Raw genomic sequence first — 11,795 nt, forward strand, 5'->3', positions numbered from 1 at the left:
ATATGAAACGACTACAGCGCCGTACCAAACGTAGTGCAGCTGCCTCTACACCCAATACTACAACGCATGCACTTTCAGATCGGATTGGCACTTATCAAAACATGCTGGTCACACGCTGGCAGGCTCTACCACCACGTGACCAGCTAGCGTTAGCCGTATTGTCCGTGTTTCTGCTGTTGTTTATCGGCGGCTATGGCGGTTATAGTATTCATCAAGCCGCAAAAACCAGCAAAAGTAATTACCAAGAACAAGTATCTGATTATTTTTGGTTGCGTGCGCAAGCAGGTAATATCGATAATAATGCATTGAATGCTAATAATACTGCTAACGGCGTGGCTGACATGCCGCCTGCCAATCGCATCAGTGCGCTACTCAATAATTCAGGTATTACGGACGCTCAAGTCGTTGCTGCTGGCGATTCGGTGCAGTTGAGGTTTGTACATCCTAGTCAAGCTGTTGTCAGTACTGCACTTGGTAAGCTTGAGCAGCAAGGTTGGCAGTTCATGCAATTATCTATGCAGCAAAACCTAACGGACAAATCCATTGAAGTGCAAGCCACTATCACTTCATAGTGTGGTGTGCTAAACGTGATATATCAGTTAAGATGAGCGATGGGCAGTGCTTAAGACGGCGTGCTGGGTCCAACATCTTAGATTAGGTGCCATTTTAGCTTGAGTATTATTTTAGCTTGAATGTCATTGAAACGCCATTTACTGGCACCATTAACTATTTATTAGCCACTGCTAACCACAAATAGGTACCACAAAAAATATCTAGATAGCTAACTCAGTAAGGAAGATTGCCTACGATGAGTGACAGTATGAGCAAAGACAAGCACCGTTCTTTGGTGACTTACAACCACATTACTTATTTCTTATATGTGATCAGTTACTTTACTGCTGGTTTATTATGGATTGTGCCGATTGTGATGAACTATGCCAAGCGCCATGATGCGAATGGGTCATGGCTAGCCACGCATTTTGATTGGCAAATCAAAACCTTTTGGTACAGTATTGTCTGGTTTGTCATTGGTGTTATCATCATCACCTTTGCACTGGGTGGCTTTGGTGTCAGTGTGTTGGCTGATAGTGGTAATATTGCTATTGGTTCCATATTATTGGCTGGATTTGGCCTATTGATTATGACCTTTACCTTTATCTGGCATCTATATCGTATCGTTCGTGGTTGGATTGCTCTGACTGATGGTCGCCCAGTACCTTAGTGCTTTAATATGCCGAAAGAAGTATTTTTTGATGTTGATCCACTGAACAGGCAGTGACTTATTATCGTCATTTACTAAATGCTTAGGAATGCTAAGAGTTACTTTGGGGTGGAAATTTACCGTATGAAACTTTGCCCTTGTTTCTGTTAAGCTGATATAATCGCTGCGCTTGATTTTATTCATATTCTTTATTCACTATTGCTTTTGAGCAGGGTCTGTCGTCATTATGTCTTATGCCTTACTTCGTCCTTTTTTGTTTAATATGGATCCTGAACATGCCCATGAGATGACTTTGTCTTTATTGGACAAGGCACATAAGGCGCGTGTCTTAGGTCTGGCATATGGTCAGTCGATGCAGCCTACAGACTGTATGGGATTGCAATTCTCTAATCCAGTTGGTCTTGCCGCAGGTCTGGACAAAAATGGTGACTATATTGATGCCTTAGCTGAGCTTGGATTTGGCTTTATAGAAGTAGGTACCGTCACCCCAAGACCACAAGTGGGTAATGATAAACCCAGACTGTTTCGAATCAAACAAGCAGACGCTATTATCAACCGTATGGGTTTTAATAATGAAGGCGTCGACTATCTGATTGATAACGTCAAACGCTGCAAGTATAAAGGTAATATTGGTATCAATATTGGCAAGAATGCTGATACGCCAGTAGAGCAAGCAGCAGATGATTATGTCTATTGTCTAGAGCGTGTTTATCCTCATGCGTCATATATTACGGTCAATATCTCATCGCCAAATACCAAGAACTTACGTGATTTGCAAAGTGGAGAAGCGTTGACCCAGCTGATGGATACGATTAAGAACCGTCACAGTCAGTTAGCCACTGAATATGGTTTTTATGTGCCATTAGTATTGAAGGTTGCCCCTGATCTAGAGCCTCTACAAGTCGACTATATCTCACAGCAGTTGTTAGATTTTGAAATCGATGGTCTGATCGCGACCAATACAACATTGAGTCGTGTGGGTGTCGAAGACTTGCGTGATGGCGATCAAATGGGCGGTCTTTCAGGTCGACCAGTCAGCCATATTAGTACTCAGATTTTGCAGCAGTTCTCCGATCAGCTGGATGGTAAAGTGGCTTTGATCGGTGTCGGCGGTATCGATAGTGGCGCCAAAGCCGTCAAAAAAATCGAAGCGGGTGCAGACATGGTGCAGCTCTATACAGGACTGATCTATAGAGGTCCTGGACTGGTACAATCGTGTATTCAAGCAATCGGTGGGTATTATGATGCCATGGAAGGCTAATCACATGAAGCAGATAGTGAGGCGCAAAGTATGAGCGGTCTAGATATTGTGATTGCTATCGTTGTATTGATTGGCTTGTGGCGTGGCTTTCAAGTCGGACTGATCAAAACAGCAGTAGGCTTGGTAGGTTGGTTCATTGCGCTTATTGCCGCAACTCGCCTAGCAGGAGTAGTATCGCCTCAACTGTCTGGTATCGTACAAAGCCCTGTGTTACAAATGGCGTTGGCTTTTTTGTTGGTAGTGATTGCAATATTGGCTATCATGCACTTGGTGGCTTTTGTGTTCTCAGGTGTACTAAAAACCCTACGCTTAGGTGTGGTTGACAAAATGGCTGGCGGGGTACTTGGTGCTGCCAAAAATGTCTTGATGGTATTGGTCATTTTGAGTGTCAGTGCACCACTATTGGTGCAGATGCCGCAATGGCAGACCTCAGTACTTGCCCCTGAACTCATGCCCTATGCACCCATGGGCAAAGCCTTGGTTTCAGATGTGTTAGGCATGGCTTGGGATCAAGTTAATCAATCGTAATTTTCTAAAGTTTTCATTCTTTTTATACTTCTAAATGTTTGTGCGTGTCGCGGATCATCAAAAACAAGTTATCAGAAACTATCGTTAAGTGTCTTACAAAATCATCAGGTTAGCGGCGAACGACAGTGAGTGATTTTAGCAACATGCTGTCGTTGCATTTGCCGTTATTGTCGTACTAATGTGTGGGTCAAAATAGGATATAGCTATTATGTGTGGAGTCATTGGAGTTGCAGCTCATGAGCCAGTCAATCAGATACTTTATGACGGCTTGACGATGCTACAGCATCGCGGGCAAGATGCAGCAGGTATTGTCACTTTGCAAGATGGGCGACTCTATCTACGTAAAGAAAATGGCATGGTACGTGACGTATTTATGAATCGTCATATGATGAAACTGGTTGGTAAATTTGGTATCGGTCACGTTCGTTACCCAACGGCTGGTACCTCTAGCAGCGCTGAAGCCCAACCATTTTATGTCAACTCACCTTATGGTATTACGCTTGCACATAATGGCAACTTGACCAATGCTGAGAGTTTGGCCAAATCGCTATATATCGAAGATCGTCGTCATCTAAACACTGACTCAGACTCTGAAGTACTGCTAAATGTACTGGCGCACGAGATGCAAAATCTTGGCAAGACTCACCCGAGCGCTGATGATATCTTTGAAGCAGTAAAAGCGGTTTATAAACGCTGTGAGGGTGCTTATGGCGTTGTGGCTTTGATTACTGGTCATGGTCTGCTGGCATTCCGTGATCCAAACGGTATCCGTCCGCTTATCTTTGGTAAGCGCATGGCACAGAACGGCGGTACCGAGTATATGGTCGCCTCAGAGTCAGTAGCGCTAACAGGGTCAGGATTCACTATCGTTCGTGATGTAAAACCAGGCGAAGCGATTTTTATCGACTTGAACCATAAATTGCATACGCATCAGTGCGTAGAGCAAAAAGAATACACGCCTTGTATCTTTGAATATGTGTACTTTGCTCGCCCAGATTCAATTATGGACAACATCTCAGTCTACAAATCACGCTTACGCATGGGTGAAAAACTGGCAGATAAGATTCTTGCTGAATGGGGCGACGGACATGACATCGATGTGGTTATCCCGATTCCAGATACGTCACGTACGTCAGCCATGGAGTTGGCACTCAAAATGAACGTCAAGTATCGTGAAGGGTTTATGAAAAACCGCTATATCGGTCGTACGTTTATCATGCCAGGTCAGCAGCAACGCAAAAAATCAGTGCGTCAAAAGCTTAGCGCTGTACCATTAGAGTTCAAAGGTAAAAATGTACTATTGGTTGATGACTCTATCGTTCGTGGTACGACCTGTCATGAAATCATCCAAATGGCACGAGATGCCGGTGCAAATAAGGTGTTTTTTGCGAGTGCTGCGCCACCAGTAAAATTCCCAAATGTCTACGGTATCGATATGCCAGTGCGTAGTGAGCTGATAGCTTCAGGTAATAGTGTCGAAGAGGTACGTGATATCATCGGTGCTGATCGTTTGATTTTCCAAGATTTAGATGATTTGATCGATGCGGTAAAAGACACCAAGCATAGCCGCGTTGAAGGTTTTGATTGTGCAGTATTCAATGGCTGTTATATCACAGGTCAGATCAATGAAGCGTATCTTGATCACTTGCAAGAGCAGCGTAATGACACCGCTAAAACGGGCAAAAAGGGTGTGCAAATAGTGGCCGATACCCCAGTAGATATGATGGGTGTTGAAGAGCTCTAAGTCATATACCGCTGAAGAATGATGTTATAAAAAGAGCTGGATTCTGAGTAGAATCCAGCTTTTTTGTATGTAAAGCACAATCAAAAATACTAATAGTAGTACAAGCGTACGTCATATAGTCAGCTAAAAAATCGACTAAGTATCCAAAACAAACCATTGATTGCAGCAATACCAACGATCATACTTACCAAAAGTTGACGGCTAATATGGTAAACAAATAGTACCAAAATAAGCGCACCAACTTGAGCCATCAATAAATGGAGCTCAGAGTTGTTGATCGTGATATCTGCTGGTAAATTCTGATAAGACAGACTGGTCAAGATAAGTAAGACCATGACAGACAGCGGCAAGCTCTCATTCAATCGATGTAGCCAAGGCGTGTCTAAAATTTTTCTAGGTATTAGCGCTGGCAATGCACGAGTGATGAATGTGACAGCGGCCATGGCAAGTGTTGCAATAATAAGATAACTACTGGTCATGAGGCGCTCCTATTTCTTGACGTTGTATCCAAAATCCACGTATCAAAATCATGATCATACAGATAGTAATGGCTACTAATAGCAACCAATCGCTCGTAAATAGCGAGGCGATAATTAGGCCAATCACGGCAATACCAATTGGAAAGTAACGCTTGATACTTTGAAACTGCTCATAAGCTAAAATCGCAAACAGACAAACCAACGCAAAATCTAAATGCGGTACTAAATCACTGAGCGTACTACCAATGACCACGCCAATAGCACTCGCGAGCACCCACCAGCTTTGATTGAATAAGCTAATAGGCAGTATCAATGCCCGTCGTGACTCATGGGGCAGACTGGTCATCACCGAAAATGTCTCATCAGTTAGGGCAAACAAACAATACGTTTTGGCGAGTTTGTGTTGAGGTAAATACTGTAATAATGGCATACCGTAAAATACGTGACGTAAATTGATCGCTGCGATATTGGTTGCGATATTACCGATTGGTAAGCCTGCGCTTAGCATGGGTAGACAAGCGTATTGTGCGGCACCAGCATACAACACAATGCTGAGCATGATAGTTGCCCATATAGGAATACCGGCAACTTGTGCCAGCACACCAAAGGCAATACCCGCAGGCAGATACCCCATAGCAACGGGTAAGCTCTTTTTGAGCCCCTCAGCCCAGTCGTAGTGACTGTTGTGTTGCTGGCTTAATTTATTTGAATGAGTACTCACATGACATCCTAAATTTGTCTCGCTAATTTTTTATAGATTTATAGATTTGTACGTTCTAAGGATAAACCACTCATTGCATAAGGTGGCTAACCAAGCAGGCATTTAGTCGATAACTACTATGCTTCAGGCTGTAGCATCTCATAACTACCTGACTGATGCGCACGGTATAAAAACCCACTTAAAATGATCAATCTCAATAGCAACAAACACCACACGCTGAGCCAAATACCAGTCATATCCCATTGCTGATAAAGTAACCAACTCAATGGAAAGAAAACAACAGCCAGTATCAGTGCCGCATTTCGAATGACATTACCCGCGGTCAAACCAAAAAATATACCATCCAACCAGTAGGCGCCCACGCCGACAAGAGGCAATAGCACAGCATACCAATGGTACTCATAAGCGAGGGTAAATACTGGCTCAATATTGGTCATAAAGTCTAAGTATGTGGGCATTGCAAGCCACCAAATGGCACTCAACATGATAGCGAGAGCATAGCTAACCACACCTGTGCGTTTGACGATCAGACGAAAACGTGGCCAGTCATGTCGACCAGCGGCCTGTCCACTCAAGGTTTCGGCAGAGACAGCAACGCCGTCAAGCGCAAAGGCTGAGATACTTAATACTTGTAACAAAATAGCATTGGCTGCCAGTATGACGTCGCCACTTTGAGCAGATAAGCGAGTGATCCAAGCAAAGCTTAGCGTCAAAATAAGTGTACGTACAAAAATATCTTTGTTTAAAGAAAATAGCCTAAGCATCTTTTCTTTGGTGAAATGTTGGCTATCAGCCCTAAATAGAGCGCTCCAAGATATCGTTAGGTGATGACGACTTAACCACAATGCCATTACGACGCCTAACCAAAATGCGATAGTCGTACCTAGAGCAACACCAGCCAAACCCATCTGCATTACAAACACAAAAAATAAGGTCAGTACGATATTGATTATGGCGATAAAACCCTGTTGGTAGAGCATATATCGTGTCTTACCTTGTCCTGCAAACCATCCAATAAATGCAAAGTTCATGAGTTCCGCTATCACGCCCCAAAAGCGTACATCTAGATAGGTTTTTGCCGCGCGACCGCTCTCCGGGTTGGCTGACAGTGCTTGTAAACCATAATCAATCAGCCATGGTTTTGCGAGTAGCAATATTGCGCCAATGATAAAGGCTAACAACAGCGCACGTTGTAAGATAGACAGCAGAGGGGTGGCAGAGGTTGCTGTAATACGGTCAGTACTATTAGCCAACTGTCCCAATGCCTGTGCGGAAAGTCCCGATGAGGCGTACTGCAAAAAGTTAAAACTGACCAGCAATAAGGACAACAGCTGTATTGCCAGACCCATACCAGCGAGTTTGGCAGTGTCATTCATATTGCCTACGATTGATGTATCGATAACACTTTGCAGTGGCATAGCCAGATTGGCCAATAGTACAGGCAGGGCAATCGCGATGATACGCTTATAGCTGGTATCAATAGGCGGCATGGCATTAGATGTTGAAGCGTTGGCTGACATTGGTAGCTCGTTTATACTGAGGTGATAAAGAGAGTAATATGTTATTTAATCTGTAGCAAAACAGCAGTGCTATACCTATGAGAAGTGAGACAAAATAGCTATAAAGACAAAAGCACCTAGACTCATCATTCATGAGTCAGGTGCTCTTATTTAGACGCTTTTAAAGATTGTGACTGTTATTATGACTATTTGAGTAGCGATAATATAAAGACCAATAATATGCTATGTTCGCGTCTGAGCTCAACCAATTTGCTAGACAGCTAATATGGCTTATTAGACATTGTCCTGTTCAAACATCTTTGGATCATTAAAAGTAACAATCTCTTCTTCGAACTCTGGTTTTACTTTCACAATAAAGTCATCGCGCGATAGACCCATACGTAATGGAATCGAGCTTGCGATATAAGTCGACGAGTATGTACCGGCAAGCAAGCCGATAAATAGCGCCACTGAGAACCAGTATAGACCATCGCCGCCCAAGAACAACATGGCCAATACGACCAACAAGACGGTCGAAATGGTCATAATCGTGCGGCGTAAGGTTTCAGTCAAAGATAAATCGACAGTTTGACTGGGCGATATACCTCGAACACGGCGGAAGTTTTCGCGGATACGGTCATAGACAACAATCGTATCGTTCAATGAATAACCAATCAAAGCCAAGATAGCAGCCAATACTGTCAAATCGAACGGAAAGCCAAACAATGCAAACACACCAATAGTTACGACGGCATCATGAAAAAGAGACAGTACAGCGCCCAAAGAGAGCTTGAACTGAAAGCGTAGGGCAACATAGCCCAGCATACAGGCCAGTGCTAGTGCTAGCGCCATAACTGAGTTTAAGTAAACCTCATTACCCACTTGGCTACCAATGATATTGACGTTGCTAATATCAGCAGTATTATCAGGTAATGCCAATGCTTGAGTGAGATCTGCACTTAGTCCGTCGACGTTATCTGACTGTGGCGGCAAACGTACCAGTAGCTCCTCGCGAGTGCCTAGATACTGTACGACAGCATCATCAAACCCACTGTCTGCCAGCGCCTGTACCACGGCTACCTGCTCGACAGGTTGCTCATAACGCACGTCTGCTGAGACACCACCAGTAAAATCAAGACCTAAATTCAAGCCATTGACAGCGATAGCAATGATACTAGCGATAACCATAAATAAAGATAATAGCGCCATTGGCTTTTCTATCTTCATAAAAGGAATAATACGCTGATTACCAACCGCTTTGATACCACCTTCAGCTACGGCTGCAGCATCATCAGCGGCGTCACCTGATACTAGATTGGGATCAGTCGCAGTAGATAATGCCTGACTGTCTTTGTTATCTTTGCCGCCGCTGCGACTGCTTTTGCCAGATTTTGTGGCAGTTGGATTATTGGTTTTAGTGTTGCTACCTTTACCATCACGACGCGGTTTTTTGCGGCGTCGCGTATTTGCATTAGTCGCCTCACCAGTCGAGCCATTTCGATCAGGGTTGTTCTGCTGTTCTAAAGGGTTGTTATTATCGATCGCCATAGTATTCTCCTAACCGATGCTCAGACTTTTGATGGATTTACGCTTACCGTAAGCAATTTGTACCAGTGCACGTGTCACCAAAATAGCGGTGAATAGTGAGCTGACAATACCAATAGCTAGCGTAATCGCAAAGCCTTTAATCGGACCTGTACCAATCGCAAATAGGATAAACGCGACCAATAAGGTTGTGATGTTGGCATCAAAAATACTACTAAATGCGCGGTCAAAACCTGCCACGATAGCGGACTTTGGCCGTACGCCATTTGCTATCTCTTCTCGTATCCGCTCAAAAATCAGTACGTTGGCATCAACGGCCATACCAATGGTCAAAACGATACCTGCGATACCAGGTAGAGTCAGTGATGAACCCAAAATTGACATGATAGCAATGATAATAATAACGTTCACGGCGAGTGCCACGTTGGCAATCACCCCAAACAGACGATAGAAGATAATCATAAACGCAAAGACTAGAAGATAGCCAACCTGCGTAGAGAACAAGCCTTTATCAATGTTTTCTTGACCCAGCGATGGACCGATGGTGCGCTCTTCTACAAAATACATTGGTGCCGCAAGTGCGCCTGAACGTAGCAATAGAGCAAGCTCAGCTGCTTCAGCACTGCTGTCTAAACCAGTGATACGGAATGATGAACCCAGTACCGCTTGAATGTTAGCGCGGTTGATAACTTTAGTTTCAGCATAAGGCGTACGAACTTCAGTCGTCTCACCAGTCTCTGGATCTTCTTCGTAAATAATTCTTTGCTTATTTTCAATAAACAATACAGCCATTTGTTGACCAACAGCGGTACGAGTGGCGTTCTGCATGAGCTTGCCGCCAGCACTGTCCAATGTGATACTTACTTCAGGTAGGCCGCTTTCATCAACGCCAGTTTGAGCGTTGGTTACTTTGTCACCTGTGACGATCGCTTGGCGATCTAGTAATACTGGTGGACCATCTAGTGTCTCAAACGGGAAGGCCTCTGTGCCTGCAGGAGGGATGCCACCTGTATAGGTATCGGCGTCGTCTGCCACCATACGAAACTCAAGGTTTGCGGTACGGCCAAGGACACGTTTTGCTTCAGCGGTATCCTGTACACCTGGTAGTTCAACCACAATACGGCTAGCGCCTTGCGACTGTACTAAGGCTTCAGTGACACCTAGCTCAGCAATACGGTTACGTAGGGTCGTTAAGTTCTGATTGACCGCATAGCTATTGATCTCATCAAGCGTTGCATCATTATACGACAACACTAACGCAGGCCCTTGATCATCAATAGAAGATTGCAGATTAAACGTATTGCTCATCGAGCCTTGCAACACATTCTGTGCACGGTTACGAGTATCAGTATCAGCAAAATGCAACACAACACCGCGCTCTTCAGTTTTTATACCTTTGATCGCCACTCGCTCAGCACGTAGCTCGCGTCGCATATCACGACTGGCACTAGTCAAACGCTGCTCAAGTGCCTTGTCCATATCAACTTCTAGTACAAAACGAACACCACCGCGTAAATCAAGACCGAGCTTCATCGGTTTTGCACCGATATCACGCAGCCATTGCGGGGTCGTCTGTGCTAAGTTGAGAGCTACTACATAGTCCTCACCCAAGTTTTGACGGAGTACTTCCTGCGCTTTTAGCTGGTCAACTGGGTTGTTGAGACGTACCAGCGCACTGTTTCCCTCAAATGTACCATCATGATTGTCTAGTCCTGCCTCTTCGAGTAAGCTTTGAGACTGGGTCAAAATGCCTTCAGACAATTGTGTGCCAGCTGCTGCACTGGTAATCTGCACTGCAGGCTCGTCAGGGTAGAGGTTAGGAGCAGCATACAGACCGGATACGAGTAGCACGACGGCAATAATTAAGTATTTCCAAGCGGGATATTGCATAATCACTTCTTTAGGTTGATAAACGACTGGCGATGTGAGCCACAAGTTAGCAGATGGGAAGTTAGCGACAGCAATGATTGACTGTCTATTTGGCAGGCTTCATTGCGATCATCCGCGGTGATAGTAAAGCATAAAACAGTAAAGCAAATAATACAGAGGTATCTTTATCTAGTCACCAAAAATATCACTAAGCAAATAGATAAAACCAATATGTCTCAAGAGCCAACGTATATAGACAAAAAATCAGCCTATATGGCAACTATACTTTACTGCCTTAACAGCGAAAAATGACCGTAAATGATATACGGTCATTGTTTTGTCATGACACCCAGTGGTGAGATGACCATCAAATCATTACTAGTAAGAAACAGTAGTGACTATACGCCTTCGATTGTGCCAGTAGGCAATACTGAAATAACAGAAGCACGTTGTACTTTTACGTCAGTATTGTTGTTTAGGCTTACGACGGCATAATCGCCCTCTATCGCTTTGATACGGCCCATCAAGCCACCAGCAAAAATGATCTCATTACCAACACTCAAGGCATTAACCATTGCACGGTGCTCTTTGGTACGCTTAGACTGCGGGCGAATAACCAAGAAGTAAAAAATGGCAAAAAAGGCAACAGGCAGTAAAATCTGACCGAATAAACCTGCAGCACCGGCAGTCTCTGGGGCAGCATGGGCAGCTTGAATAAATAGGCTCATAATATCTCTCAGTAAGTCGTAGATAACAATAAAATTAGACGCATAGTAACAAAAAATACCCGACTTGGTAACTGTTAATCATAGGCTGAGCGTGTTTTTGTTAGCGTAGCGGCATACTAGCAGCACACAGGTGTCACAACGACGTTTTACTATTCCAAGTATAGGATACGCAAATACGAAGCTATAAATAGCATTACAA

Annotated in this window: 11 protein-coding genes; 5 read left to right on the forward strand and 6 right to left on the reverse strand. The window is 44.1% G+C overall.

The window, feature by feature from the left end:
* Nucleotides 1–2 precede the first annotated feature (2 nt).
* From AC5JPY_RS00115 to purF, 5 genes are all read left to right on the forward strand, one after another.
* A complete protein-coding gene (locus AC5JPY_RS00115; RefSeq protein ID WP_493851670.1) occupies nt 3–572 on the forward strand; it encodes a type II secretion system protein M in 570 nt (189 codons plus the stop codon).
* A 236-nt stretch (nt 573–808) separates the two neighbouring features.
* On the forward strand, nt 809–1,222 hold the full coding sequence (locus AC5JPY_RS00120; RefSeq protein WP_443524192.1) for a DUF4870 family protein: 414 nt from the start codon (nt 809–811) through the stop codon (nt 1,220–1,222).
* A gap of 226 nt (nt 1,223–1,448) precedes the next feature.
* Entirely contained in the window at nt 1,449–2,483 is a 1,035-nt protein-coding gene (locus tag AC5JPY_RS00125; RefSeq protein ID WP_319050279.1) for a quinone-dependent dihydroorotate dehydrogenase, read from the forward strand.
* A 30-nt stretch (nt 2,484–2,513) separates the two neighbouring features.
* Nucleotides 2,514–3,011 carry a CvpA family protein gene (locus tag AC5JPY_RS00130; protein WP_319050280.1) on the forward strand — a complete coding sequence of 166 codons (498 nt, stop codon included), beginning with the start codon at nt 2,514–2,516 and terminating at the stop codon, nt 3,009–3,011.
* 208 nt (nt 3,012–3,219) lie between these two features.
* A complete protein-coding gene (gene purF / locus AC5JPY_RS00135; protein WP_493851671.1) occupies nt 3,220–4,755 on the forward strand; it encodes an amidophosphoribosyltransferase in 1,536 nt (511 codons plus the stop codon).
* 119 nt (nt 4,756–4,874) lie between these two features.
* On the opposite strand, the gene AC5JPY_RS00140 is transcribed toward purF, so the two are convergent.
* From AC5JPY_RS00140 to yajC, 6 genes are all read right to left on the reverse strand, one after another.
* Nucleotides 4,875–5,234 (reverse strand): AzlD domain-containing protein, encoded by a 360-nt coding sequence (locus tag AC5JPY_RS00140; RefSeq protein ID WP_493851672.1) that lies wholly within the window; start codon nt 5,232–5,234, stop codon nt 4,875–4,877.
* Nucleotides 5,224–5,955 carry an AzlC family ABC transporter permease gene (locus AC5JPY_RS00145; RefSeq protein WP_493851673.1) on the reverse strand — a complete coding sequence of 244 codons (732 nt, stop codon included), beginning with the start codon at nt 5,953–5,955 and terminating at the stop codon, nt 5,224–5,226. The genes AC5JPY_RS00140 and AC5JPY_RS00145 overlap by 11 nt, the downstream gene beginning before the upstream one ends.
* A 116-nt stretch (nt 5,956–6,071) precedes the next feature.
* Complete coding sequence (locus tag AC5JPY_RS00150) at nt 6,072–7,475, reverse strand: MATE family efflux transporter (RefSeq protein ID WP_493851674.1); 1,404 nt, start codon at nt 7,473–7,475, stop codon at nt 6,072–6,074.
* Between the two features lie 273 nt (nt 7,476–7,748).
* Complete coding sequence (gene secF, locus AC5JPY_RS00155; protein ID WP_493851675.1) at nt 7,749–9,002, reverse strand: protein translocase subunit SecF; 1,254 nt, start codon at nt 9,000–9,002, stop codon at nt 7,749–7,751.
* Between the two features lie 9 nt (nt 9,003–9,011).
* A complete protein-coding gene (gene secD / locus AC5JPY_RS00160; RefSeq protein WP_493851676.1) occupies nt 9,012–10,889 on the reverse strand; it encodes a protein translocase subunit SecD in 1,878 nt (625 codons plus the stop codon).
* Nucleotides 10,890–11,266: 377 nt separating this feature from the next.
* Nucleotides 11,267–11,596 carry a preprotein translocase subunit YajC gene (gene yajC / locus AC5JPY_RS00165; RefSeq protein ID WP_319050287.1) on the reverse strand — a complete coding sequence of 110 codons (330 nt, stop codon included), beginning with the start codon at nt 11,594–11,596 and terminating at the stop codon, nt 11,267–11,269.
* Nucleotides 11,597–11,795 lie beyond the last annotated feature (199 nt).

This window comes from Psychrobacter sp. H27 (genome assembly GCF_059072655.1).

Excerpts from the sequence above, each read along its gene's own strand:
- AC5JPY_RS00120 (WP_443524192.1), top strand. The coding sequence starts at position 809 with ATGAGTGACAGTATGAGCAAAGACAAGCACCGTTCTTTGGTGACTTAC.
- secF (WP_493851675.1), bottom strand. The coding sequence starts at position 9,002 with ATGGCGATCGATAATAACAACCCTTTAGAACAGCAGAACAACCCTGAT.
- secD (WP_493851676.1), bottom strand. The coding sequence starts at position 10,889 with ATGCAATATCCCGCTTGGAAATACTTAATTATTGCCGTCGTGCTACTC.
- purF (WP_493851671.1), top strand. The coding sequence starts at position 3,220 with ATGTGTGGAGTCATTGGAGTTGCAGCTCATGAGCCAGTCAATCAGATA.
- AC5JPY_RS00130 (WP_319050280.1), top strand. The coding sequence starts at position 2,514 with ATGAGCGGTCTAGATATTGTGATTGCTATCGTTGTATTGATTGGCTTG.
- AC5JPY_RS00140 (WP_493851672.1), bottom strand. The coding sequence starts at position 5,234 with ATGACCAGTAGTTATCTTATTATTGCAACACTTGCCATGGCCGCTGTC.
- AC5JPY_RS00115 (WP_493851670.1), top strand. The coding sequence starts at position 3 with ATGAAACGACTACAGCGCCGTACCAAACGTAGTGCAGCTGCCTCTACA.
- AC5JPY_RS00150 (WP_493851674.1), bottom strand. The coding sequence starts at position 7,475 with ATGTCAGCCAACGCTTCAACATCTAATGCCATGCCGCCTATTGATACC.
- AC5JPY_RS00125 (WP_319050279.1), top strand. The coding sequence starts at position 1,449 with ATGTCTTATGCCTTACTTCGTCCTTTTTTGTTTAATATGGATCCTGAA.
- yajC (WP_319050287.1), bottom strand. The coding sequence starts at position 11,596 with ATGAGCCTATTTATTCAAGCTGCCCATGCTGCCCCAGAGACTGCCGGT.